This window comes from Tepidimonas ignava, assembly GCF_004342625.1.
In the GTDB taxonomy this organism is placed as follows: Bacteria; Pseudomonadota; Gammaproteobacteria; order Burkholderiales; family Burkholderiaceae_C; genus Tepidimonas; species Tepidimonas ignava.
Genome location: NZ_SMAH01000002.1, coordinates 39,468 through 63,066 on the forward strand (window position 1 = coordinate 39,468; position 23,599 = coordinate 63,066).

Annotated in this window: 19 protein-coding genes; 10 read left to right on the forward strand and 9 right to left on the reverse strand. The window is 69.6% G+C overall.

What is annotated here, in order from left to right; translation table 11 throughout:
• The first annotated feature begins 35 nt into the window (after nt 1–35).
• Complete coding sequence (locus tag EDC36_RS01585) at nt 36–683, forward strand: GntR family transcriptional regulator (RefSeq protein WP_132961512.1); 648 nt, start codon at nt 36–38, stop codon at nt 681–683.
• Here the strand turns inward: EDC36_RS01585 and dusA are convergent, their stop codons facing one another.
• The 6 genes from dusA to maiA form a co-directional block, all read right to left on the reverse strand.
• Nucleotides 684–1,739 carry a tRNA dihydrouridine(20/20a) synthase DusA gene (dusA, locus tag EDC36_RS01590; RefSeq protein WP_132961513.1) on the reverse strand — a complete coding sequence of 352 codons (1,056 nt, stop codon included), beginning with the start codon at nt 1,737–1,739 and terminating at the stop codon, nt 684–686.
• Nucleotides 1,740–1,773: 34 nt separating this feature from the next.
• Nucleotides 1,774–2,514 carry an acetoacetyl-CoA reductase gene (phbB, locus tag EDC36_RS01595; RefSeq protein ID WP_132961514.1) on the reverse strand — a complete coding sequence of 247 codons (741 nt, stop codon included), beginning with the start codon at nt 2,512–2,514 and terminating at the stop codon, nt 1,774–1,776.
• 50 nt (nt 2,515–2,564) lie between these two features.
• On the reverse strand, nt 2,565–3,743 hold the full coding sequence (locus tag EDC36_RS01600) for an acetyl-CoA C-acetyltransferase (RefSeq protein WP_132961515.1): 1,179 nt from the start codon (nt 3,741–3,743) through the stop codon (nt 2,565–2,567).
• A 5-nt stretch (nt 3,744–3,748) separates the two neighbouring features.
• Complete coding sequence (phaC, locus tag EDC36_RS01605) at nt 3,749–5,554, reverse strand: class I poly(R)-hydroxyalkanoic acid synthase (RefSeq protein WP_132961516.1); 1,806 nt, start codon at nt 5,552–5,554, stop codon at nt 3,749–3,751.
• A gap of 168 nt (nt 5,555–5,722) precedes the next feature.
• Nucleotides 5,723–6,541 carry a peptidoglycan editing factor PgeF gene (pgeF, locus tag EDC36_RS01610; protein WP_243646428.1) on the reverse strand — a complete coding sequence of 273 codons (819 nt, stop codon included), beginning with the start codon at nt 6,539–6,541 and terminating at the stop codon, nt 5,723–5,725.
• Nucleotides 6,531–7,205, reverse strand: a complete 675-nt coding sequence (gene maiA / locus EDC36_RS01615) for a maleylacetoacetate isomerase (protein WP_132961517.1) — start codon at nt 7,203–7,205, stop codon at nt 6,531–6,533. The genes pgeF and maiA overlap by 11 nt, the downstream gene beginning before the upstream one ends.
• A 198-nt stretch (nt 7,206–7,403) precedes the next feature.
• Here maiA and EDC36_RS01620 point away from each other — a divergent pair, with 198 nt between their 5' ends.
• The gene (locus EDC36_RS01620) at nt 7,404–8,447 is read left to right on the forward strand and encodes a TRAP transporter substrate-binding protein (RefSeq protein ID WP_132961518.1); all 1,044 of its coding nucleotides are present in this window, start codon (nt 7,404–7,406) and stop codon (nt 8,445–8,447) included.
• A gap of 45 nt (nt 8,448–8,492) precedes the next feature.
• Nucleotides 8,493–9,038 (forward strand): NUDIX hydrolase, encoded by a 546-nt coding sequence (locus tag EDC36_RS01625; RefSeq protein ID WP_132961519.1) that lies wholly within the window; start codon nt 8,493–8,495, stop codon nt 9,036–9,038.
• Between the two features lie 12 nt (nt 9,039–9,050).
• Here the strand turns inward: EDC36_RS01625 and EDC36_RS01630 are convergent, their stop codons facing one another.
• Complete coding sequence (locus tag EDC36_RS01630; RefSeq protein ID WP_165902787.1) at nt 9,051–11,165, reverse strand: putative bifunctional diguanylate cyclase/phosphodiesterase; 2,115 nt, start codon at nt 11,163–11,165, stop codon at nt 9,051–9,053.
• 73 nt (nt 11,166–11,238) lie between these two features.
• Here EDC36_RS01630 and EDC36_RS01635 point away from each other — a divergent pair, with 73 nt between their 5' ends.
• Nucleotides 11,239–11,580 (forward strand): Hpt domain-containing protein, encoded by a 342-nt coding sequence (locus EDC36_RS01635; RefSeq protein WP_165902788.1) that lies wholly within the window; start codon nt 11,239–11,241, stop codon nt 11,578–11,580.
• A gap of 2 nt (nt 11,581–11,582) precedes the next feature.
• On the opposite strand, the gene EDC36_RS01640 is transcribed toward EDC36_RS01635, so the two are convergent.
• Nucleotides 11,583–12,611, reverse strand: a complete 1,029-nt coding sequence (locus tag EDC36_RS01640; RefSeq protein ID WP_132961522.1) for a cell division protein FtsZ — start codon at nt 12,609–12,611, stop codon at nt 11,583–11,585.
• Nucleotides 12,608–16,141 carry a chromosome segregation protein SMC gene (smc, locus tag EDC36_RS01645; protein WP_132961523.1) on the reverse strand — a complete coding sequence of 1,178 codons (3,534 nt, stop codon included), beginning with the start codon at nt 16,139–16,141 and terminating at the stop codon, nt 12,608–12,610. Before smc ends, EDC36_RS01640 begins: the two co-directional genes overlap by 4 nt.
• 42 nt (nt 16,142–16,183) lie before the next feature.
• Here smc and dapC point away from each other — a divergent pair, with 42 nt between their 5' ends.
• From dapC to EDC36_RS01675, 6 genes are read left to right on the forward strand one after another with little or no spacing between them, the layout of a single operon-like run.
• Nucleotides 16,184–17,425, forward strand: a complete 1,242-nt coding sequence (gene dapC / locus EDC36_RS01650) for a succinyldiaminopimelate transaminase (protein ID WP_132961524.1) — start codon at nt 16,184–16,186, stop codon at nt 17,423–17,425.
• 31 nt (nt 17,426–17,456) lie between these two features.
• Nucleotides 17,457–18,284, forward strand: a complete 828-nt coding sequence (gene dapD, locus EDC36_RS01655; protein WP_132961525.1) for a 2,3,4,5-tetrahydropyridine-2,6-dicarboxylate N-succinyltransferase — start codon at nt 17,457–17,459, stop codon at nt 18,282–18,284.
• 30 nt (nt 18,285–18,314) lie between these two features.
• Nucleotides 18,315–19,469, forward strand: a complete 1,155-nt coding sequence (locus tag EDC36_RS01660; RefSeq protein ID WP_132961526.1) for a PilT/PilU family type 4a pilus ATPase — start codon at nt 18,315–18,317, stop codon at nt 19,467–19,469.
• Nucleotides 19,470–19,513: 44 nt separating this feature from the next.
• Nucleotides 19,514–20,680 carry a succinyl-diaminopimelate desuccinylase gene (gene dapE / locus EDC36_RS01665; RefSeq protein ID WP_132961527.1) on the forward strand — a complete coding sequence of 389 codons (1,167 nt, stop codon included), beginning with the start codon at nt 19,514–19,516 and terminating at the stop codon, nt 20,678–20,680.
• A complete protein-coding gene (gene prmB, locus EDC36_RS01670) occupies nt 20,677–21,609 on the forward strand; it encodes a 50S ribosomal protein L3 N(5)-glutamine methyltransferase (RefSeq protein WP_132961528.1) in 933 nt (310 codons plus the stop codon). The genes dapE and prmB overlap by 4 nt, the downstream gene beginning before the upstream one ends.
• On the forward strand, nt 21,606–23,594 hold the full coding sequence (locus EDC36_RS01675) for an ABC-F family ATP-binding cassette domain-containing protein (RefSeq protein ID WP_132961529.1): 1,989 nt from the start codon (nt 21,606–21,608) through the stop codon (nt 23,592–23,594). Before prmB ends, EDC36_RS01675 begins: the two co-directional genes overlap by 4 nt.
• The last annotated feature ends 5 nt before the right edge of the window (nt 23,595–23,599 follow it).

Below are 23,599 nucleotides of genomic sequence, written 5' to 3' on the forward strand. Positions count from 1 at the left end.
TGATGACGCATGCACGCGCCTGTATCATACGCGCCATGACCGCCGTGCCCCTGCTTTCCCGCGCGTTGTACGAAGAAGTGGCCGACTGGCTGCGCCAGCGCATCTTCAGCCGTGAACTGCCCCCGGGGACGTGGATCGACGAGATGAAGATCGCGCAGGAGCTGGGCATCAGCCGCACGCCGCTGCGCGAGGCGATCAAGGTGCTGGCCGCGGAGGGCCTGGTGACGATGAAGGTGCGCCGCGGCGCCTACGTCACCGAGGTTTCGCAGCAGGACTTGCGCGAGGTGTACGAGCTGCTGGCGCTGCTGGAAGCCGACGCGGCCGAAGCGGCGTGCTGGCGCGCCACCGACGAGGAGTTGGCCGAGCTGCGCCGCATGCACGAGCAGCTCGAAGCCGCCGCGGACCCCGCCACCGGTTCACGCGAGCGGTTTTTCGAGCTCAACGAGGCGTTTCATCTGCGCGTGCTCGACCTGGGCCACAACCGCTGGCGCAAACAACTGGTGCAGGATCTGCGCAAGGTCATGAAGCTCAACCGCCACGGGTCGCTGTTCAAGCAAGGACGCGTGGCCGAATCGTTGGCCGAGCACCGCGCCATCCTGGACGCGCTGTGCGCACGCGACCCCAAGGCCGCCGCCGAGGCGGTGCGCCGCCACTTTGCCAACGGCCTGCAGGCCGCGGTGTGATCACACAAGCGGCCGCTCGGGCGTGCGGGCGGCGGCTTGCAGGGCCTCGCGCGCCAGCGCGGCCACCTCGTGCACCGGGCGGCGTTTGAGCCGGTGGTCGCTCCAGACCTGACGCCAGCGCCGCGCGCCTGGCTGGCCGTGGCGCAAGCCCAGCATGTGGCGCGCGATGGCGTACCACCCCCCGGGCAGCGTTGGCCCGACCTGGGCCATGTAGTCCACCATCGCCGCCTCGACCGCATCGCGGTCCGCGGCCGGGCCGTGGTCACCGAAGTACGTGGCGTCCCAAGTGGCCAACCACCAGGGGTTGTGGTACGCCTCGCGTCCGATCATCACGCCGTCCACGTGGCGCAGCTGCTCGGCCACCTGGGCATCGGTGGTGATGCCGCCGTTGACGACGATGACCAGGTGGGGAAAGTCGCGCTTGAGCCGGTGCACCACCTCGTAGCGCAAGGGCGGCACGGTGCGGTTTTCGGCGGGGCTGAGTCCGTCCAGCCAGGCGTTGCGCGCGTGCACGATGAAGACGTCGCAGCCCGCTTCGGCCACCGTGCCGACAAAATCGCGCACAAAACCGTAGTCCTCGACCCGGTCGATCCCGATGCGGTGCTTGACGGTGACCGGCACGCGCACGGCGTCGCGCATGGCCCGCACGCTGTCGGCCACGAGGCGCGGGTGCTCCATCAGGCAGGCGCCGAACGCCCCCCGCTGCACGCGGGGGCTGGGGCAGCCGCAGTTGAGGTTGATCTCGTCGTAGCCCCAGGCCTCGCCCATACGGGCACACACGGCCAGCTCACGCGGGTCGTTGCCACCCAACTGCAACGCCACCGGGTGCTCGAGCGGATCAAACGCCAAATGGCGCGCGATGTCGCCGTGCAGCAACGCGCCCGTGGTCACCATTTCGGTGTACAGGCGCGCGCGGCGCGTCAGTAGGCGGTGCAGCCAACGGCAGTGGCGGTCCGTCCACTCCATCATCGGGGCCACGCTCAGCCGCCACGCGGCGGCCCGGGCATGGTCACCCGCGGGCAAGGGAGGCTCGGGGCTCGGGGTGGTGTCGTTCATCACCCCGTATTGTCCACCCGTTGGGCACGCGGCGTCAGCCCATGTGCAAGCCGCCGTTGATCGAGAAGTCCGCCCCGGTGGCAAAGCCGGCGTCGTCGCTGGCCAGCCACGCGACGATGGAGGCGATTTCGCGCGGCTCACCCAGCCGCTTGACGGGGATTTGCGCGACGATTTTTTCCAGCACGTCGGGTCGAATGGCCTTGACCATGTCGGTGGCGATGTAGCCCGGGCTGACCGTGTTGACGGTGATCCCCTTGGAGGCCAGCTCCTGCGCCAACGCCATCGTGAAGCCGTGCATGCCGGCCTTGGCGGCCGAATAGTTGGTCTGGCCCGCCTGGCCTTTTTCGCCGTTGACCGACGAGATCTGGATGATGCGTCCCCAGCCGCGCTCGATCATGTCCGGCACCACCTGCTTGGTGACGTTGAACATCGACGTCAGGTTGGTGTTGATGACGGCGTCCCAGTCTTCCTTGGTCATCTTGACGAACAGCCGGTCGCGCGTGATGCCGGCGTTGTTGACCAGCACGTCGATCGGGCCGTGCTCGGCCTTGGCCTTGGCGAAGGCCTGCACGACGCTGTCCCAGTCGGCCACGTTGCCGACGCTGGCGTAAAACGTGTAGCCCAGCGCCTTTTGCTCGTCGAGCCACTTTTGGTAGTCGCGCGTGGGGCCGCAGCCGGCGATGACCTTGAAGCCCTTGTCGTGCAAAGCCTGGCAAATGGCGGTGCCGATGCCGCCCATGCCGCCCGTGACGTAGGCGACGCGTTGTTGAGCCATGGTGCGAGTCTCCTCTCTGGTGGGTTGGACGTTGGGGGTGGATGGGACGCTCAGCGCTCGACGGTGAGCGCCACACCCATGCCGCCACCGATGCACAGTGCCGCCAGGCCCTTGCGGGCGTTGCGGCGCCGCATTTCGTGCAGCAAGGTCACCAGGATGCGGCAGCCCGAGGCGCCGATGGGGTGGCCCAGCGCGATGGCGCCGCCGTTGACGTTGACCTTGGCCGGATCGATGCCCAGGGCGTTGTTGACCGCGCAGGCTTGCGCCGCGAAAGCTTCGTTGAGCTCGGCCAGCTCCACGTCGTCCACCGACCACCCGGCCCGCTGCAAGGCCTTTTGCGAAGCCGGCACCGGCCCCATGCCCATCGTGGCGGGGTCCAGGCCGCTGGTGGCGAAGCTGGCGATGCGCGCCAGGGGCGTCAAGCCCAACTGCGCGGCCTTGCTGGCCTTCATCACCATCACCGCGGCGGCGCCGTCGTTGATGCCGCTGGCGTTGCCCGCCGTGACGCTGCCGGCTTTGTCAAACGCGGGCTTGAGTCCGGCCAGCGCTTGCGCGCTGGTCTTGCGGTTGATGTACTCGTCGGTGTCGAACAGCAGCGGGTCGCCTTTGCGCTGCGGGATCGACACCGGCACGATTTCGTCCTTGAACTTGCCGGCGTCCTGGGCGGCGGCGGCCTTTTGCTGGCTGGCCAGCGCCAGCGCGTCTTGCATCTCGCGCGTGATGCCGTGGGCTTTGGCCACGTTCTCGGCGGTGATGCCCATGTGGTACTGGTTGTACACGTCCCACAGGCCGTCGACGATCATCGAGTCGATCAGCTTCCAGTCGCCCATGCGCTGCCCCTCGCGGCTGCCCAGCAGCACGTGCGGCGCCAGCGACATGTTTTCCTGGCCCCCGGCGATGACGATTTCGCTGTCGCCCCACGCCACCGCCTGCGCGGCCAGCATCACGGCCTTGAGGCCCGAGCCACACACCGCGTTGATCGTCAACGCCGGTGTCTCCTTGGGCACGCCTGCTTTCATCGAGGCTTGCCGGGCGGGGTTCTGACCACAGCCCGCCGCCAGCACCTGCCCCATGATGACCTCGCCCACCTGCTCGGGCGCCACACCGGTGCGCTGCAGCAGCGCCTGAATGACGGCGGCTCCGAGTTCGGTGGCGGGGGTTTTGGACAGCGTGCCGCCGAATTTGCCGATGGCGGTGCGCACGGCACCGACGATGACGATATCGTCCATGGGGTTCATCCTTGTTTCGCTTGCGGGTTGGCAGAGGCCAGCGGCGCCGACAGCAGCGTGGCCAGGGCCTCGTCGGCCTTGACACGTACGTAGCGCCCTGGCGCGGGTTCGATCGGCTTGTAGCGTCGGTTGCCGTAGCTGCGCGGCGCGGCGACCTGGCGGCCGGCCTGCGCGGCCAGCCACGGCGACCAGTCGGTCCACCAGCTACCCTTGTGTTCGGTGGCGGCGTCGATCCACGCGTCCACCGAGGGTGGAAAGTGCCCCTCCGGCGCGGTCCAAAAGCTGCGCTTGCCCTTGGCGGCGGGGTTGATGACCCCCGCGATGTGGCCCGAGGCGCCCATGACGAAGCGCATCGGGCCGCCCAGGTGCTGGGTTGTCGCGTAAGCGCCGGCGATCGGCACGATGTGGTCCTCGCGCGAGCCGTAAATGTAGGCGGGTATGTCGATCGCCCCCAGATCGACCGGCACCCCGCACACCTGCAGCTTGCCCGGTTGGCACAGCTCGTTTTGCAGGTAGGTGTGGCGCAGGTACCACGCGTACCACTTGCCGGGCAGGTTGGTGCTGTCGCTGTTCCAGTACAGGAGGTCAAACGGCGGCGGCGTCTCGCCCTTGAGGTAGTTGCCCACCACGTAGTTCCAGACGAGGTCGTTGGGGCGCAAAAAGCTGAACGTCGTGGCCAGGTCGCGTCCGGGCAGCAGGCCGCCATTGGCGAATTGCAGCTCGCGCATCGTGACGAACGCCTCGTCGATGAAGACGTCGAGCACCCCCGTTTCGGTGAAGTCCAGCAGCGTGGTCAGGAAGGTCACGCTGTGCACCTTGCGCTGGCCACGCGCGGCCAACACCGCCAGGGCCGTGCCCAGCATCGTGCCGCCGACGCAAAAGCCCAGGGTGTTGATGGTGTCGGCCTTGCCGATGTCGCGCACGATGTCGATGGCACGGATGACGGCATCATCGATGTAGTCGTCCCACGTGGCCTGGGCCAGCGACGCGTCGGGGTTGCGCCAACTGATGACGAAGGTGCGGTGGCCCTGCTCGACCGCGTAGCGCAGGAACGAGTTGTCCGGCTGCAGGTCCAGGATGTAGTACTTGTTGATGCACGGTGGCACCACCAGCAGCGGGCGCTCGTACACCTTGGGCGTCAGCGGCTTGTACTCGATTAACTGAAACAGCGCGTTTTCGAACACCACCTGCCCTTCGGTGGTGGCGACGTTGCGCCCCACTTCAAAAGCGTTGGGGTCGGTCATCGAGACCTGGCCGCGCTGCAGGTCTTGCAGCAGGTTGACCAGGCCACGCGCCAGGCTCTCGCCACGGGTGTCGATGGCTTTTTGCAGCGCTTCGGCGTTGAACGCCAGAAAATTGCTGGGCGCCGTGGCGTCGATCCACTGCTGCACCGCGAAACGGATGCGCGCGCGCGTCTTGGCGTCGGCCTGCACCGCTTCGGCCATGCGCATCAGCGTGCGGGCGTTGAGCAGGTACAACGCGGCCTGGAACGCCGCCACCGGGTTGCTCGCCCAGGCTTGGCCCGCAAAGCGCTTGTCCGCCGGCGGGGGGACGTGCGAGCCCTGCTGCCACAACTCGGTCAGCTCACGCAGGTAGTCTTGCTGGATCTGCAACCATTGCGCCGCGTCGAGCTGCAACGGTTGCCCCCCCAGGCCGCGCAACACTTGCGTCAATCCGGCCAGCGCGGGCGCTGGCGCGGACCCGCTGGTGGCCGATGCCCACGCTTGCTGTGCCCACTGCGTCCACGGGTTGGCGTCGAACGAAGCCCAGGTGGCCCAGGGGGTGGTGTCGTTGCGTGGCGGTTGCGCCATGGGATCGTCTCCTCGTGGGGGGTGGAGGGCAGCGCCGTACGTCCGGTTGGTGCGTCGCGGCACACCCGATGCCACCTAGGTTGCCATGGTAACGCGTTTGGATGGCATCTCGCTTACAGCGTCGCACCCACGACACACCACGACGCCGGGGTGGACCATGCGCCACGCTCAGGCCAACCACACCGCGGCGGCCATGCGCCCACTGGTGCCATGCGGCCGGGCATCGCGGCGGTGCGAGAAAAAAACGTCAGGCTGGGCCGCGGTGCACCAGGCGGTTGAGCCGTCGTGTCCATCAACGCACTCAACCCCCAAGCGCCGCAGCCGCGCACGGGCCAGCGCCGCCAGGTCGGCCAACCAATGCCCCGGGCGTTGGGGCGACGGCACGAAGGCGCTTGCGTCGTCCGGGCACGCCTGCACGAACGCGGCCTGCACCTCGGGCCCCACTTCGAACGCCTGCGCGCCGATGGCCGCGCCGATCCAGGCCCGGCTGCGCGCCCGGTCGCGCGGCTGCCGCCACGCCGGCCACGCCTGCGCCAGCGCTTCCAGCACGCCCACACCGCCCTGCCCCAACAGCCCGCGCCAGCCGGCGTGCACCGCCGCCACCGACGCACCGTCCTGGCTGGCCAGGAGGATCGGCAGGCAGTCCGCCACCAGCACCGCGCACGCCACCCCGGGGGCGTCGGTCCAGGCGGCGTCGGCCACCTGGCCCGGCGGCGTGCCGCCATCCACGCGGACCACATCGACGCCGTGCACTTGGCGCAACCACACCGGACGCACCCCCAGCGCCGCCTCCAGCCGCGCGCGGTTGGTGGCCACGGCCCGCGGGTCGTCGCCGACGTGGTCACCCAGGTTCAACGCCGCCCACGGCCCCACCGACACGCCGCCGACGCGGGTGCTCATCCAACCGTGCGCGCCATCGCCCAGCGTCGCCGCCAACCCCGGCAGGCCAGCGCGCGCGAGCCAACGCGGGCCAGGCTCACTCGGCATCGGGGCAGCGGCTGGGGTGCGCGCGCTGGAAGGCGTCGAGCTGCATGCAGCGCTCAAACACCGCCATCGTCAGCGGTATGCCCTCGTACTCGAGCCCGAAACGGCGCCCGTTGACGATTTGCGGCACCAGGCAGCAGTCGGCCAGCGTCGGCGTGTCACCGTACGAGTACACCGACGGCGGCAAGCCCAGGCGCGCGCGCTCCTGCGCCAGGTCTTGAAGACGCCGCTCGTAAGCGCGCAGCCCTTCCATGACCCAGTGGTTGTACCAGGCGGTGCGTTGCGCCTCGCTCAGGCCCAGCGGGCCGGCCAGGTACTTAAGGATGCGCAGGTTGTTGATGGGGTGGATCTCGCACGCGATGGTCTGCGCCAGCGCCCGCACACGCGCGCGGCCCAAGGGATCGCGCGGCAGAAGCGGCGGCTCGGGATGGGTTTCGTCCAGGTATTCGATGATGGCCATCGACTGGCTCAGCAGCGCGTGGTCGGGCTGCCCCTCGACGTCGAGCACCGGCACCAGGCCGTCCGGGCTGATGGCGCGGTAGGCGTCGCTGTGTTGCCCGCCCTTGGCCAGGTGCACCGGGATGTAGTCGTACGACAGCCCCTTGAGGTTGAGGGCGATGCGCACCCGAAACGAGGTGCCGGAGCGAAAGTAGTTGTACAGCTTCATGATGGCGCGAGGGTGAACGTGCGGGATCGTGCAAGTCTAGCCGAGCGCCGCGCGACCCTGGGGTAAACCTCGAGGCGATCGACGCGCCGCGCGGGCCTTGGGCGGCTACACTGCAACCTTGACAGCGTTGTGGGCCTCCACGGCCCACAAGGTCACCGTGGCCCACCTGAGAGCTCGACGTCGTAGGAGACCCTGACCATGATTCGCCGCCGCACCTTGCTTCAATCGGGCGCCGCCGTGGCGCTGGGCGCCCCCGCCCTGACGGGGTTTGCCCAGGCCAGCGTGACGCTGAAGTTCCACACGTTCATGTCCCCAACGTCCAACGTCTGGCTCAACATGCACAAGGCCTGGATGGACAAAGTCACCAAGGACTCGGGCGGACGCATCAAGTTCGAAGCCTACCCGGCCATGCAACTGGGGGGCTCGCCGGTGCAACTGTTCGACCAGGCCAAGGACGGCGTGGTGGACATCGTCTGGACGCTGCCGGGCAACACGCCGGGGCGCTTCCCCCGCATCGAGGTGTTCGAGCTGCCGTTCATGATGACCAACGCCGAGGCCACCTCCCGCGCGCTGTGGGAGTACGTGCAAACCAAGGCGCCGGACGAGTTCCGCGACGTGCACCCGATCGCCCTGCAGGTGCACGGCCCCGGCATGTTCCACGTCAAGACCAAGCTGATCACGCAACCGGACGATCTGCGCGGACTCAAGATGCGCGGCCCGACGCGCCAGATCACCAAGCTGCTGGGCAACCTTGGCGCCACGCCGGTGGGCATGCCGCTGCCGCAAATTCCCGACGCGCTGTCCAAAGGCGTCATCGACGGCTGCGTGATCCCGTGGGAGGTGGTGCCCTCGGTCAAGGTGCATGAGCTGACCACCTTCCACAGCGAATTCGACCCCAAGGGCGGGGCCTTGTACACGACGACGTTCGTGATGGCGATGAACAAGGCGCGCTACGAGTCGTTGCCGCCGGACCTCAAAAAGGTCATCGACGCCAACTCGGGGATCGAGACATCGGCCTTCCTGGGCCGCGTGCAGCAGGCCGGCGACGTCCCGGCGCGCAAGCTGGCCGTGGAGCGTGGCAACAAAATCCACACCATCGGACTGGCCGAGGCGCAGGCGTTCCGGCGCCAGGCACGCCAGGTCGAGGTCGAGTGGGTGCAGGACATGGACAAGCGCGGCTTCAACGGGCGCGATTTGCTTGAAACGGCACGCAAGCTGATCGAGAAGCACACCAAGGCCTGACCGCCGCAGCCTCCCGGGGGCCTCGCGGCGGCTACACTGCGGCGCATGTGGCGCAACCCGATTCGTTTTTGCCGTGCCTGCGCGGCCGCGGTGGAGTACCGTGTCCCTGACGACGGCGACACCCGCGCGCGGGCCGTGTGCTCCAGCTGCGGCACCATCCACTACGAAAACCCGCTCAACGTGGTGGGCACCGTGCCGGTGTGGGGCGACCGGGTGCTGCTGTGCCGGCGTGCCATCGAGCCGCGGCGCGGCAAATGGACGCTGCCGGCGGGCTTCATGGAGCTGGGTGAAACCACGGCCGAAGGCGCCTTGCGGGAAACGCGTGAGGAGGCCGGCGCCGACGTCGCGCTGGAAGGACTGTTCACGCTGCTCAACGTGGCGCGTGTGGGGCAGGTGCACATTTACTACCGCGCGCGGCTGTTGAGCGACCGCTTTGACCCTGGCCACGAAACGCTGGAGGCCCGCCTGTTCGCCGAACACGAGGTGCCGTGGGACGAGCTGGCCTTCCGCACCGTGCACGAGACGCTGCGGCGCTACTTCGACGACCGCCGCCGTGGTCACTTTGGGGTGCACACCGGCGACATCGTCTGAGTCCGGCGCGGATCAAGCGCGCGCGCCCGGCGCGCGTCGCGCCAACGCCTCAAGCTCCGCCGCCGTCATCGGGCGGCCAATCAGGTAGCCTTGCACCTGCGTAACCCCAAGCGCCTCGAGGAAGTCGCACTGGCGTTGGGTCTCCACCCCCTCGGCGATCGTTTCCACCCCGAGCGCCTGGGCCAGCGCCACGATGGCGCGCACGATCGCACGATCGGCCCGCCCGCGTGTGACGTGGGTGACGAAGGCGCGGTCGATTTTGAGCACGTCGATCGGGAACTGCAACACGTACGCCAACGACGAATGCCCGACGCCGAAGTCGTCCAACGCCACCGACACGCCCAGGGCACGAAACCGCTGCAGCAGCGCCACCGCGTGCTCGACGTCGTGCATCGTCAGGCTTTCGGTGATCTCAAGCTCCAGCAACGCCGGCGTCACCCCGCTGGCGTGCAGGGCCGCTTCGATGTCGGCGGTCAGGCGTGGGCTCATGAACTGCCGCGCCGACAAATTGACCCCCACGCGCAGCGGCATGCCCGCGCGTTCCCACGCGGCGGCTTGGCGCGCCGCTTCGCGCAACACCCAGGCCCCCACGTCGACGATGCGCCCCGACTCTTCGAGCAGGCCGATGAATTGCGCCGGCGGCACCACGCCCAAGGTGGGCGAATGCCAACGCAGCAAGGCTTCGCAGCCCTGGATACGCCCGCTGGCGAAGTCGAGCTGCGGCTGGTACACCAGCACGAACTCGTCGTTGTTCAGCGCGCTTTGCAGCGCTTGCTCCAGCGCCAGCTGACGCTGACGGTGCTGCGCGTCGAGTTCGTCCAGGTCGGCCACGGCCCACGAGCGCCCTTGGACGCGCGCGCGGCGCTGGGCTTGCTGGGCCTGGGTCAGCAGCGCTTCGGGGGCCTGGCCGTGCACCGGGTAAGCGGCACAGCCCGCGTTGAGGTTGAGCTGCAGCGGGCCGGTGCCCAGATGCACCGGCTGCTGCAACGCCAACAGCACGCCTTCGATCGCCGCCTCCAGCGCGTGCCCGGCGGGCACCCGCTGGGCCCAGGCAAATTCGTCGCCATCGATGCGCGCCACGTCCAGCACCGTGCCGGCCTCACGCAGCCGGCGCAGACGCGCCCCGAGCTGCCGCAGCACCTGGTTGGCCACGGATTCGCCCAACGTCTCGTTCAGCCGTCCAAAGCGTTGGATGTCGGCGGCCACAACCCATACCCCCTCGCCGCCTTGCTCCAAGGCCTGCCCCACCTGGCGCAAAAACAGCCGCCGGTTGGGCAAGTCGGTGACTTCGTCGTGCAACGACAGGTAGTCGACCAACGCCTCGGTGCGTCGAACCGCCGTCAAATCGTGAAAGACGCCAAACACGTACGCGGCGTCGGCGCCTTCCTGGCCCCGCTGCCCGACCACGCGCAAAATGCGCTCGCCGCCCTGCAGGGTGATGCGAAACTCCAGGTCCAATCGACCGCGGCCCGAGCGCGCGTCGTCAAGCCCGGCGCGCAGCCGCGCGGCGTCCTGCGGGTGCACCCGTTGCAAGAATGCTTCGCGCAGCACCCCTTGCGTGGCCCGGATGCCCGCCAAAGGCTCGAACTCGTCGCTCCAGCTCAGCGTGTCGTCGTCGAGCCGCCACTCCCAGTAGCCCATGCCCGCCACGCGCCGCACGGCCAGCTCGCGCAGGTGGGCGCGGCGCAGCTCGCGCGCCTGGCGGCCGGCACGCAACGCGTAGCGCACCCGCTGACGCAACAGCGTCCACTGGATGGGTTTGGTGATGAAATCCGTGGCGCCGGCCTGAAACGCGGCGTCGATCGAAGCCACATCGTCAGCCCCGGTCAACATCACAATGGGCAACGCGTCATCACGCAGCAGCTCCCGAATGCGCGCGCACGTTGCATGCCCGTCGATGCCGGGCATCATCACGTCCAGCAGGATCAGGTCTGGGCGCGTGGCGTGGGCCAACGCCACGCCTTGCTCGCCATCGGTGGCTTCGGTCACTTGCAAGCCGTCGCGCCGCAGCAGCGCCGCGACCATCGCGCGGGTGTGGTCATCGTCGTCCACCACCAGCACATGCGGGGGGGCCGGCGCCTCCGTGGCCGGCGCGGCATGGGTCGGCTTGGACTCGAGCGCGCTCATGACGTGCCAGCATAGCATGGCCGGCTGCGGCTTCGGTTACCATCGCGACGCGCACCCACGGCCATCCCTACCCATGTCTGCTTTGCTCGACACCACCAACCTCGACGCCATGCTGGCGATGCTCGGCGAAGATTTCCGTGCCATCGTACAGCAATACGCGGCGCAACTGGACAGCGAGCTGCGCAGCATGGAGCAAGCCCGGCAGCGGCAGGATTGGACGTTGCTGCGGCGCCTGGCGCACACGCTCAAGGGCAGCAGCGGCAACGTCGGCGCGATGGCGCTGGCGGGTCAGGCCGCGCAGTTGGAGCGGGCGGCGCAGCAGGCCGACGCCCAGGCCGCGGACGCCGCGCTGGCGGCGCTGGCGCCGTTGATCAGCGCCACGCGCTCGGCGTTGGACGCCGGGGGTTACACGTAGGCTCAGCTGAACAGGCGCTTGGCCTGCGGCGAACCGGCGGCAAGCCCTCGGGCGTGTAGCCGATCGTACAGCGTTTGCAGTTCGGTGCCGATGGTGTCCAGCGCCCGCTCATCCAGCGGGTTGCCTTGGTCATCGCCGATCCAGCCGTCCATCGCCTGCGCCAGCGCGGTGGCCAGCGCACGCAAGCGGTCGTAGGGCTGCGCTTCCTGGGGGATCTGGGGCGCATCCAGCACCAAGCGGACCTCGCGCAGCACGGCCAGCGCGGGATCGTCGGCCAACGCCGCCTGGGTTTCGAACTGCAACACGATCCATGGCGTGCCATCGTGCCCGGGCCACACCATCCGCCCGGGCAAGGTGCCGGGCACGAACCCAAGCCGCAGCGCGTGCTGGGTGACGTAGCCCGGGTTCCAGGCGGTGCGACGGGCGCGCAACGTCAGGGCGAGCTGCGCGTCGTGCTCGGCGGCGAACTGGTCGAGCTCGCGCGCGCGTTGCACCACGCCGAGCATGTCGGGAAAGTCGGGCGGCGCCGTCACCAGGTGCTCGGCCCACTGCCCGACCTTGTGGACGAATTCGGAGTATTCGATCTCGTTGAGCGCGCCGGCGCGGTTGGCCAGTTGCACCCCCGCGCGCAGCCGGGCGTAGCGTTGCCCGGCGCGGGGCAGCTCCCAGGCGTCGGGCGGCGCGCCTTCGGGCAGCGCCTCGATGGTCAACGGCTTGGTGCCGACGTGCCGGGTGGCGGGCCCTGAGGCCAGCACCGCCTCGCCGCTGACCACACGTTCCAGCGCCAGCTCGACGATGGCATCGAGGTCGGGCGTCAGCACGCGCCGTGGCGCAGGTTCGTCCGCCGCCGCGGGGGTGCTGGGCTCCAGGTGCGGCTCGACGCGCTCAGCCACCACCGCCGGCACCGGCTCGGGGCGCGGCGCCGGCGGCAACAGGCGCCGGATGCGCCATTGATGGTAAGCCCACACACCCAACAACACCGCCGCCCCGAGCAACGCCAGGGCCAGCGGCAACGCAAGGTCTTGGTTCATGGCTGCGCATTGTCCATCATGCCCACGGCCTGCTGCAGGTCCACCGCCACGATGCGCGACACCCCCTGCTCCTGCATCGTGACGCCGACAAGCTGCTCGGCCATCTCCATGGCGATGCGGTTGTGGCTGATGAACAGAAATTGCGTGTCGCGGCTCATGCGCGTCACCAAGCGGGCGTAGCGTTCGGTGTTGGCGTCGTCCAGCGGCGCGTCCACTTCGTCCAACAAGCAAAACGGCGCCGGGTTGAGTTGGAAGATCGCAAACACCAACGCGATGGCGGTGAGCGCCTTTTCGCCGCCCGACAGCAGGTGGATGGTCTGGTTGCGCTTGCCCGGGGGTTGCGCCATCACCTGCACCCCGGCGTCGAGGATTTCGTCACCGGTCATGATCAGGCGCGCCTGCCCACCCCCGAACAGTTCGGGAAACATGCGGCCAAAGTGCGCGTTGACGGTGTCGAACGTGCGCTGCAGCAGCGCGCGCGTTTCGGCGTCGATGCGCTGGATGGCGTCTTGCAGCGTGTGGATGGCCTGGCGCAGGTCGTCGGATTGCTGGCGCAGGAACTGCTCACGCTCGCGCGCGGCGGCCAGCTCCTCCAGCGCGGCGAGGTTGACCGCACCCAGCGCGGCGAGTTCACGTTGCAGCCGCGGCAGCTCCGCTTCGATCGCGGGCAGCGCCAGCCCGTCCTCGGCCACGCTGGCGGCCACCGCCTCGTCGTCGGCCCCAGCCTGCTGCAGCGCCTCGGTGTGCTGTTGCACGGCCAGCTCGGCCGCTTGCAGTTGCAGCTGCAGCGCGGTAATGCGCGCGCGCAAGGGCTCCAGCTCGCGCTCGGCACGCAGGCGCTGCTCGTCCAGCGCGCGCCATTGGGCACCGAGCTCGTCGTAACGGCTGCGGCAAGCAGCCAGGTGCGCTTCGGCCTGCGCGCGGCGCTGCAGCGCGTCGTCCAGCGCCGCGCGCGGCGCGTCGTCCGTGTGGGCTTGCAGCTCGGCGTGCAGGGTGTCGAGTTCGGCCTGCAAGCGCTGCTGCTGGGCCTGCGCGGTGTCGTGCTGGCGGCGCAGCTCGTCCAGCCGAGCCTGCAAGCTGCGCTGCGCAAAGACCGCCTCCTGCGCGCGGCGCTCCAGCACGCGCTGCTGCTCGAGCATGGCGCCAAGGCGGCGCTCGGCCTCGTGCACCGCGTCTTCGGCCTGCGCGAGCGCGGTTTGCGCCACGGCCAGGTCGTCGTCCAGCGCTTCCAGCTGGGCTTGCAGCACCTCGCCACGCTCGGCCAAGGTTTCCAGCGTCGTTTGGGCTTCGGCCAGCTCGTCGTGCAGCCGTTGTTGGTGCTCGGCGGCCTGGGCATGACGTTGCTCAAGGCGCAGCCGCTCCATTTGGGCGCCGTGCAGCCGTTGCTGGGCGTCGGTCAGTTCACGCCGCGCGGCATCGACGTCCGTGCGCAGCTGCGCCAGCCGGGTCTGCGCCCGTTGCGCCGTCAGCCGCGCCTGCTCCTCCACCAAGGCCTGCGCGCGCAGCGCGCGCTGCAGGTGCTGCAACTCGTGCTCGCGCGCCAACAGGCCGGCCTGGGGCTCGTCAGCAGCGTAGAAGCTGACGTCGTGGCGACCGACGCTGTGGCCCTGCGGGGTGACGATGCGCTCCCCCGGGCCCAGGTGATCGCGCGCGCGCAGCGCCTGCGCCAGGTCGTCGGCCGCCCACCAGCCACGCAGCCAGTCGGTCAACAGGGCATGCAGGGCCGCGTCGTGCACGCGCACGTGTTGCAACAGCGCAACGCACCCGGGCGGGGGCGCGGCCACCTCACCTGCCTGTGCATCAGCTTGGGCGGCGTACAGCGCCAGTCGCGCCGGCGGCGGCGTCTGCGCCATCCCACCCAACGTGTCGAGCTGCCCCACCGCCAGCGCACGCACGCGCTCGCGCAGCACCGCTTCCAGCGCGGTCTCCCAGCCGGTGTCGCTGGGCAGTTGGCGCCACAGGGCAGCCAAGCCGTCAAGCCCATGTTCGCGCAGCCACGGCCGCAAGCGCTCGTCGGCCTGCAGCTTGTCTTGCAACGCCTGCAACGCCTGCACGCGCGCTTGCAGTTCGGCCAACCGCTGCGCCTGGGCTTGGGCGTCGCGCTGCGCCGCGGCCAGGTCGCGTTCGTGCTCGGGCAAGCTGGCCTGCAGCGCCTCCAGCCGGGCTTGCTGTTGCTGACAAGCGTCCTGGGCACGTTGTTCTTCGGCCTGCCAGTGCTGCAGGTGCTGCGCGTCCGGCGCTTGCAGCGCACGGGCCTGCGCCTGCAGTCGATCGGCCCGCTCGGCCGCGGTGCGACGCTGCTCGTCCAGCGCCCGTTGCTGGGCGCTCAGGGCCGCCAGGGCGCGCTGCACCTCGTGCACGCGATCACGCTGGCGGTGCAGGTGGTCGCGTGCCCGCGCCAGCGCCTCGTCGAGCGCCTCCCGCTGAGGGGTGCACTCCTCCAGCTGGGCCGCCAGCGCCTCGGCGTCGGCCCCAACGGCATCGAGCTGCTGCAGCACCGCCGCGCGTTCGTCCTCGGCCAGCGCGGCCCGGGTACGCCAATCGTGCAGTTGCGCCTGCAGCGCCTGCTGGCGCTCCTGGGCACGCTGGCGGCTTTGTTCGGCGAAGCGGATCTGCGCTTGCAGTTGCGCAACCTCGGCCCCCACCTCGTACAGGCGAGCTTGGGCCTGGTTGAGTGTGTCGCCGGCTTGCAGGTGCGCCTGGCGCAGCGCCTCCAGCTGCGCTTGCCAGGCGCTCAGCTCGGCCGCGCGCGCTTGTAAGTCCGCCGCGGCCTGTTGGCCTTGCGCGCGCACGTCGTCGGCTTGCTGCTGCGCCGCGCGGCGCTTGAGCCACCACAACTGCTGCTGCCGCCGCGCCAAGCGGGCTTGCAACTGGCGGTAGCGTTGCGCCACCTCGGCCTGTTGGGTCAGGCGCTGCAGTTGCCCTTGCAGCTCGCGCAGGATGTCCTCGACCCGCGTCAGGTTGTCACGCGTGTCGGCCAGCCGATGTTCGGTTTCGCGGCGGCGTTCCTTGTACTTGGACACACCCGCCGCCTCTTCCAGAAACAGGCGCAACTCCTCGGGGCGGCTTTCGATGATGCGGCTGATCGTGCCCTGCCCGATGATGGCGTAGGCGCGCGGCCCGAGCCCCGTGCCCATGAAGACGTCGTGCACGTCGCGCCGGCGCACCGGCTGGTTGTTGATGAAGTAGCTGCTGGTGCCGTCACGCGTCAGGACGCGGCGCACGGCGATCTCGGCGTATTGGTTCCACGGGCCGCCAGCGCGCCGCGCGCTGTTGTCGAACACCAGCTCGACGCTGGCGCGCTGGGCCGGCTTGCGCGTGGTGGTGCCGTTGAAAATGACGTCCTGCATGGACTCGCCGCGCAGCTCGCTGGCCTTGGACTCGCCCAGCACCCAGCGCACGGCGTCCATGATGTTGGACTTGCCGCAACCGTTGGGGCCCACCACGCCGATGCGCTGCCCAGGCAGGTGCAAGGTGGTGGGCTCGGCAAAGGACTTGAAGCCGGAGAGTTTGATGGTCTGCAAGCGCACGGGGCGCTAGTGTACGGGCGCCAGCCGCTACCATTGCGGCCCATGGACTTCGCTGGCAACCCCCTGCTGCAGCGGCTGCAGCCCTACCCGTTTGAGCGTTGGCGGGCGCTGACCGCCGGCATCACCCCCAACCCCGACCACACCCCGATCAACCTGGGCATTGGTGAGCCGCGCCACCCGACCCCGGCGGTGCTGACCCAGGCGTTGCACGCGGCCATCGACAGCCCGTCCGGCCTGGCCACGTACCCCGCGACCGCCGGCACGGCCGAACTCAAGGCGGCGTGCGCGGCCTGGCTGCGGCGTCGCTACGGCGTGACGGCGGACCCCGCCACCCAGGTGTTGCCGACGCTGGGCTCGCGCGAGGCGCTGTTTGCCCTGGCGCAGGTGGTGGTGAACCCGCGCGCGTTCACGCAGGGTGCCGAGCCGGTGGTCGTGTGCCCCAACCCGTTTTATCAGATTTACGAAGGCGCGGCGCTGCTGGCGGGCGCCCAGCCTTGGTACGCGCCCAGTGACCCGGCACGCAACTTCGCCACCGATTGGGACAGCGTGCCCGAGGCGGTCTGGGCGCGCACGCAGTTGGTGTACGCCTGCTCCCCAGGCAACCCGACCGGGGCGGTGATGCCGTTGGACGAATGGCGTCGCCTGTTCGAGCTGAGCGACCGCTTTGGATTTGTCATCGCCAGCGACGAGTGCTACAGCGAAATCTACTTCCGCGACGACCCGCCGCTGGGCGCGCTGCAAGCGGCGGCGGCGCTGGGCCGGCACGATTTTCGGCGCTTGATCATGCTGACGAGCCTGTCCAAGCGCAGCAACGCCCCGGGGCTGCGCAGCGGTTTCGTCGCGGGTGATGCGGCCATCGTGCGCGCTTTCACGCTGTACCGCACCTACCACGGCAGCGCAATGGGTGGGGCGGTGCAGCAGGCCAGCGCCGCGGCCTGGGCCGACGAAGCCCACGTCGAGGCCAACCGCGCGCTGTACCGCGCCAAGTTCGAGCGCGTGACGCCGCGGCTGACCGAGGTGATGGACGTGCGCCTGCCCGACGCCGGGTTTTACCTGTGGGCCAAGGTGCCGCCGCGCTTTGGTGGCACCGAAGGGGGCGACGACACCGACTTCGCACGGCTGCTGCTGGCCCAATACAATGTGACCGTTTTGCCCGGCAGCTTGTTGGCGCGCACGCACGCGGGCCACAACCCCGGCGCGGGCCGCGTGCGCATGGCGCTGGTGGCCGGGCTGGACGAATGCCTCGAAGCCGCCGAGCGCATCGTGCGCTTCGTGCGCACCTGACACCCCAACCACCCTCACAACGCCTCGCACCATGACGCAAGACGCATTGCAAGCCATCATCGAAAACGCCTGGGACAACCGCGCGCAACTCTCGCCGGGCAACGCCCCGCACGAGGTGGTCGATGCGGTCGAGCACGTCATCGCCGAGCTGGACGCGGGACGGTTGCGGGTCGCCACGCGCCACGGTGTGGGCCAATGGACCGTGCATCAGTGGATCAAAAAAGCGGTGCTGCTCAGCTTTCGGCTGCGCGACAACGAGGTCATGCGTGCGGGTGACTTGGGCTTTTTCGACAAGGTGCCGACCAAGTTCGGACGCATGTCGCCGCAGGAGCTGGCCGCCAGCGGCGTACGGGTGGTGCCGCCGGCGGTGGCCCGCCGCGGCAGCTACATCGCCAAAGGCGCGATCCTGATGCCGTCCTACGTCAACATCGGCGCCTACGTGGACGAGGGCACGATGGTGGACACGTGGGCCACCGTGGGCTCGTGCGCGCAGGTGGGCAAAAACGTGCACCTGTCGGGCGGCGTGGGCCTGGGCGGGGTGCTGGAGCCGCTGCAGGCCAACCCCACGATCATCGAGGACAACTGCTTCATCGGCGCGCGCTCCGAAATCGTCGAGGGCGTCATCGTCGAGGAAAACTCGGTCATCTCGATGGGTGTGTACATCGGCCAAAGCACCCCGATCTACGACCGCACCACGGGCGAAATCCTCTACGGGCGTGTGCCAGCGGGCTCGGTGGTCATCAGCGGCAGCCTGCCCAAAGAGGGGGGCAAGTACAGCCTGTACGCGGCCATCATCGTCAAGCGGGTCGACGCGCAAACGCGCGCCAAGACCAGCCTCAACGAGCTGTTGCGCGACTGAACGCGCTTGGGGTGACGAGGCGGCACCACCATGGGTCCGATGGAGCAACTGCTGCGGCTGATGGCCGACAAAAAGGCCTCTGACATCTATTTGTCGGCCTCGGCGCCCGCGCTCATCAAGATCAACGGCGTGACCATGCCGGTCAACGCCCAGCCGCTGCCGGCCGACGGACCGTACCGGCTGCTGGCCGAGGTGGTGCGCTCCGACCAGTTGCAGGAATACGACCGCACGGGTGAGCTCAACATCGCCATCCCGATGGAGGGCGTGGGGCGCTTTCGTATCAGCGCGATGCGTCAGCGCGGCACCTGCGCGGTGGTGGTGCGCTTCATCAGCGGCCAGATTCCCAAGGTGAGCGAGCTTGGCATTCCGCCGGTGCTGACCCAGATGATCATGGCCAAGCGCGGCTTGATGCTGGTCGTCGGCGCCACCGGGTCGGGCAAAAGCACGACGCTGGCGGCCTTGCTGGACCACCGCAACGAGCACACCACGGGCCACATTCTGACGATCGAAGACCCGATCGAGTACCTGTTCAAAAACAAAAAATCGGTCGTCAACCAGCGCGAAGTCGGCACCGACACCGAATCGTTGCAGGTGGCGCTGAAAAACGCCCTGCGCCAAGCCCCCGACGTGATCCTGATCGGCGAGATCCGCGACCGGGAGACGATGTCGCAGGCGATCGCCTACGCCCAGTCGGGGCACCTGGTGCTGGCCACGCTGCACGCCAACAACAGCTACCAGGCGCTCAACCGCATCCTCAACTTCTACCCCGTCGAGGTGCGGCCGACGATGCTCAACGACCTGGCCTCGTCGCTCAAAGCCATCGTGTCGCAGCGGCTGCTGCGCACCGTGGACGGCGGGCGCGTGCCGGCCGTGGAGGTGATGGTCAACACGCGCCTGATCAGCGAGCTGATCGAAAAAGCCGACTTCTTCGGCGTGCGCGAAGCGTTGGAAAAATCGATGGCCGAAGAATCCCAGACCTTCGAAGCCGATTTGGCCCGGCTGATCCTGGCCGGCCGTATCACGCGCGAAGAAGGGCTGGCCTACGCCGACTCCCCCACCAATTTGCTGTGGCGGCTGCAAAACGACGACCGCGCCCGAGCGCTGGCGCAGACCGCCGCCGCGCCCAGCGAACCCGGCAAGGGCAGCGGCCCCTCGTTCGAGGGCTTTTTGCCCCCCAACCCCTGAGCGCGGACGCGCCGACCGCGGCCGCTGCGTACCCCCCATCCACCATGACCGACACCCTGCGCCTGGCTGAGGCCCTGATCCGTTGCCCCTCCGTCACCCCCGACGACGCTGGCTGCCAAGCCCTGATCGCTGAGCGTTTGCAGGCGCTCGGGTTTGCGTGCGAGACCATCGTCAGCGGGCCCGACGACTTCCGGGTCACCAACCTGTGGGCGCTGCGCCCCGGCGCCACGCCCAACGCGCCGGTGCTGGTGTTCGCGGGCCACACGGACGTCGTCCCCACGGGCCCGCGCGAGCGCTGGAGCAGCGACCCCTTCACCCCCACGGTGCGCGACGGCAAGCTGTACGGCCGTGGCGCGGCCGACATGAAGGGGTCGCTGGCGGCGATGGTGGTGGCCTGCGAGCGGCTGCTGGCGCAGCACCCCAACCCGCCGCTGGCGCTGGGCTTTTTGCTCACCAGCGACGAAGAGGGCCCGGCGCGTGACGGCACCGTCGTCGTGTGCGACGTGCTGCGCCAGCGCGGCCAGCGGCTGGACATGTGCATCGTGGGCGAGCCCACCAGTGTGCAGCGCACCGGGGACATGATCAAAAACGGCCGCCGGGGTACGATGAGCGGCCGTCTCACCGTCCACGGCGTTCAGGGCCACATCGCCTACCCCCACCTGGCGCGCAACCCCATTCACCTGCTGGCGCCGGCGTTGGCCGAGCTGGTCGCCACCCGCTGGGACGACGGCAACGACCACTTTCCCCCCACCACCTGGCAGGTCAGCAACATCCACGGTGGCACAGGCGCCACCAACGTCATCCCCGGCACCGTGGTGGTGGACTTCAACTTCCGCTTCAGCACCGAATCCACCCCCGCGGGCCTGCAAGCCCGGGTGCACGAGGTGCTGGCACGCCACGGCTTGCGCGCGGGCGAGGACTACACGCTCGAATGGACCGTGGGCGGGCTGCCCTTCCTGACCCCCACGGGGCCGCTGGTGGACGCGGTGCGCGCGGCCATCGCCGACGTCACGGGGCTCGCCACCGAACTGTCCACCAGCGGCGGCACCAGCGACGGGCGCTTCATCGCGCCGATTTGCCCGCAGGTCGTCGAGCTCGGCCCGCCCAACGCCAGCATCCACAAAATCGACGAGCACGTGGCGCTGGACGACCTGGAGACGCTGACCGCGGTCTACCTGCGGGTGATGCAACGGCTGGTGGGGCTGGCATGAGCGGTGGCATCACCCTCGCGGCGTTGCTGCAGCAGGCCGAGGCGCGCTTGCAGGCGGCCGGCGTCAGCTTCGGCCACGGCACCACCTGCGCGCGCGACGAAGCCGCCTGGCTGGTGCTGTGGCGGCTCGGCCTGCCGTTGGACCTCGACCTGGACGCCCACGGCCAGCGCCCGGTGACGCCCGAGCAGGCCGCTGCGGTGGCGGCGCTGATTGAGGAGCGCATCCGCACCCGCAAGCCCGCGGCGTACCTGACCGGCGAGGCGTGGCTGCAAGGTGTGCCCTTCGATGTGGACGAGCGCGTCATCGTGCCGCGCAGCCTGCTGGCCGAATTGATCGCCGCCGCGCCGCAGGCCGACGCGCTCGACCCTTGGCTGTCGCCCGACACGCGTCGGGTGTTGGACATGTGCACCGGCAACGGGTCGCTGGCGGTGTTGGCCGCGATGGCATGGCCCGACGTCACGGTGGACGCCAGCGACATCAGCACCGGCGCGCTGAGCGTGGCCGCCCGCAACGTCACGCGCCACGGGTTGCAGCATCGCATTCGGCTGTTGCACGCCGACGGGTGGCGGGGGCTTGAGGGGCGTTACGACCTGATCCTGTGCAACCCGCCCTATGTCAACCGCGCCAGCATGGCCGCGCTGCCCCCCGAGTACCGCGCCGAACCGGCGCTGGCGTTGGATGGCGGCGACGACGGCATGGACTTTGTGCGCCACCTGCTGGCCCACGCCGCGCAGCACATGACCGAGCATGGTGTGCTGGTGCTGGAAATCGGCCACGAACGCGCGCACTTCGAAGCCGCCTTCCCCACGCTGCCGGTGCACTGGCTGCACACCAGCGCGGGGCCCGACGCCGTGCTGCTCGTCACGCACGAGGCGCTCACCCTGGCGCAGCCCGACTTGCCGGCGGATCCGCGCGCGAGCACCCCATGATCACGCTGCGCAACGTCACGCTGCGCCGCGGCGCCAAGGTGGTGCTGGATGGCGTCGACCTGACCCTGCACGCGGGCGACAAGGTTGGCCTGGTGGGGCGCAACGGCACCGGCAAGTCCAGCCTGTTGGCGCTGCTGCGCGGCGAACTGCACGAGGACGCAGGTGAAGTCGCGCTGCCGCGCCACTGGCGCGTGGCCCACGTCGCGCAGGAGATTCCCGACAGCGAACAACCCGCGACCGACTTCGTGCTCGCGGGCGACACCCGGCTGGCCGAAGCCCAGGCCCAGCTTGCCCAAGCCGAAGCCGGTGGCGACGGCGAGGCCATCGCGCTGGCGCACACCGCGCTGGCCGACGCTGGCGCCCACGACGCCCGCGCCCGCGCCCAGAGCCTGCTGCTCGGGCTGGGTTTTGCCAGTGCCGAACTCGAGCGGCCGGTCAACCACTTCTCGGGGGGCTGGCGCATGCGGATGCAGCTGGCGCGGGCGTTGATGTGCCCGGCCGACCTGTTGCTGCTGGACGAACCCACCAACCACCTGGATCTGGACGCCTTGGTGTGGCTGGAAGGCTGGCTGCAGCGCTTCGAGGGCACGCTGCTCGTCATCAGCCACGACCGGGAATTCCTGGACGCCGTCACCCGCATCACGTTGCACCTGGAGCACGGCCGCCTGCAGCGCTACGGTGGCCACTACAGCCACTTCGAGGCCCAGCGCGCCCAGCACATGCAGCAGCAGCAAGCGGCGTGGGCGCGGCAGCAGGAGCGTGTGGCGCGGCTGCAGCGCTTCGTCGAGCGCTTCCGCGCCAAGGCCACCAAGGCACGGCAGGCGCAAAGCCGCCTCAAGGCCCTGGCGCGCATGGAGCGCGTGGCGCCGGTGCTGGCCGACAGTGCGGTGGCCTTTGAGTTTGCGGATCCCGGCGACATGCCCAACCCGATGCTGACGCTGCACGACGTCACCGTCGGTTACCGCGATGCGGCGAACCAGGCTTGCCCGATCGTCGAGGGCATCCGCGGCAGCGTGCTGCCCGGGCAGCGCATCGGCATCCTGGGCGCCAACGGACAGGGCAAATCCACGTTGGTCAAGACGCTGGCGGGCATGCTGCCACCGCTGGTCGGGCGCCTGCACGTGGGGCGCGGTCTGCGCATCGGCTACTTTGCCCAGCACGAGCTGGACGTGCTGCGCGCCGACGAAACCCCGCTGCAACACCTGCAGCGGCTGGCGCGCGACACCGAGGCCGCCGGCGCGTTGCTCAGCGGACAGAGCACGCGCGAGCAGGACCTGCGTACGTTTTTGGGCAGTCTGCAATTCGAAGGCGATGCCGCACTGCAACCCGTGGGGACGATGAGCGGTGGCGAAAGGGCGCGCCTGGCGTTGGCCTTGCTGATCTGGCAGCGCCCCCACCTGCTGCTGTTGGACGAGCCCACCAACCACCTCGACCTCGCCACGCGCGAAGCGCTGGCGCTGGCGCTGACCGGCTTTGAGGGCACGGTGCTGCTGGTCAGCCACGACCGGGCGCTGCTGCGCTCCGTGTGCGACACCTTTTGGCTCGTCGGCGGCGGTCGGCTGCAACCGTTCGACGGCGACCTGGACGACTACCAGCGCTACTTGCTGGAGCAGGCCCGACAGCGTCGCGAAGCGCTGGCGTCCTCCGCCGCGGCCTCGGCCAATCCTGCGACGCCCTCACCCACCCCGCAGCAGCGCCGACGTGAGCAGGCCCAACGCCGCCAGCACTTGGCCAACCAGCTGCGGCCCTACCAGCGCGAGCACGCGGCCCTGGAAGCGCGGCTCGACGCCCTCAGCGCCGAACAGGACGCGCTGCTGGCGCAGTTGGGTGCCGCCAGCGACGCCGCGACCCGGGCCGAAGCCGGGCGGCGACTGAAAGCCGTGCAGGCCGAGCTGGCCGAGGTTGAGCAACGCTGGCTGACGGTGGCCGAGGCGATCGAGGCGCTGCAACGCCAGGCCGCCGCCGACGCGGCGGCCCTACCCTGACCCTG

Excerpts from the sequence above, each read along its gene's own strand:
- prmB (WP_132961528.1), top strand. The coding sequence starts at position 20,677 with ATGAGCGGTGGCATCACCCTCGCGGCGTTGCTGCAGCAGGCCGAGGCG.
- EDC36_RS01600 (WP_132961515.1), bottom strand. The coding sequence starts at position 3,743 with ATGGACGATATCGTCATCGTCGGTGCCGTGCGCACCGCCATCGGCAAA.
- phaC (WP_132961516.1), bottom strand. The coding sequence starts at position 5,554 with ATGGCGCAACCGCCACGCAACGACACCACCCCCTGGGCCACCTGGGCT.
- EDC36_RS01635 (WP_165902788.1), top strand. The coding sequence starts at position 11,239 with ATGTCTGCTTTGCTCGACACCACCAACCTCGACGCCATGCTGGCGATG.
- pgeF (WP_243646428.1), bottom strand. The coding sequence starts at position 6,541 with ATGCCGAGTGAGCCTGGCCCGCGTTGGCTCGCGCGCGCTGGCCTGCCG.
- dusA (WP_132961513.1), bottom strand. The coding sequence starts at position 1,739 with ATGAACGACACCACCCCGAGCCCCGAGCCTCCCTTGCCCGCGGGTGAC.
- dapE (WP_132961527.1), top strand. The coding sequence starts at position 19,514 with ATGACCGACACCCTGCGCCTGGCTGAGGCCCTGATCCGTTGCCCCTCC.
- phbB (WP_132961514.1), bottom strand. The coding sequence starts at position 2,514 with ATGGCTCAACAACGCGTCGCCTACGTCACGGGCGGCATGGGCGGCATC.
- EDC36_RS01660 (WP_132961526.1), top strand. The coding sequence starts at position 18,315 with ATGGGTCCGATGGAGCAACTGCTGCGGCTGATGGCCGACAAAAAGGCC.
- maiA (WP_132961517.1), bottom strand. The coding sequence starts at position 7,205 with ATGAAGCTGTACAACTACTTTCGCTCCGGCACCTCGTTTCGGGTGCGC.
- EDC36_RS01630 (WP_165902787.1), bottom strand. The coding sequence starts at position 11,165 with ATGAGCGCGCTCGAGTCCAAGCCGACCCATGCCGCGCCGGCCACGGAG.
- dapC (WP_132961524.1), top strand. The coding sequence starts at position 16,184 with ATGGACTTCGCTGGCAACCCCCTGCTGCAGCGGCTGCAGCCCTACCCG.
- EDC36_RS01640 (WP_132961522.1), bottom strand. The coding sequence starts at position 12,611 with ATGAACCAAGACCTTGCGTTGCCGCTGGCCCTGGCGTTGCTCGGGGCG.
- dapD (WP_132961525.1), top strand. The coding sequence starts at position 17,457 with ATGACGCAAGACGCATTGCAAGCCATCATCGAAAACGCCTGGGACAAC.
- EDC36_RS01585 (WP_132961512.1), top strand. The coding sequence starts at position 36 with ATGACCGCCGTGCCCCTGCTTTCCCGCGCGTTGTACGAAGAAGTGGCC.
- EDC36_RS01675 (WP_132961529.1), top strand. The coding sequence starts at position 21,606 with ATGATCACGCTGCGCAACGTCACGCTGCGCCGCGGCGCCAAGGTGGTG.
- EDC36_RS01625 (WP_132961519.1), top strand. The coding sequence starts at position 8,493 with ATGTGGCGCAACCCGATTCGTTTTTGCCGTGCCTGCGCGGCCGCGGTG.
- EDC36_RS01620 (WP_132961518.1), top strand. The coding sequence starts at position 7,404 with ATGATTCGCCGCCGCACCTTGCTTCAATCGGGCGCCGCCGTGGCGCTG.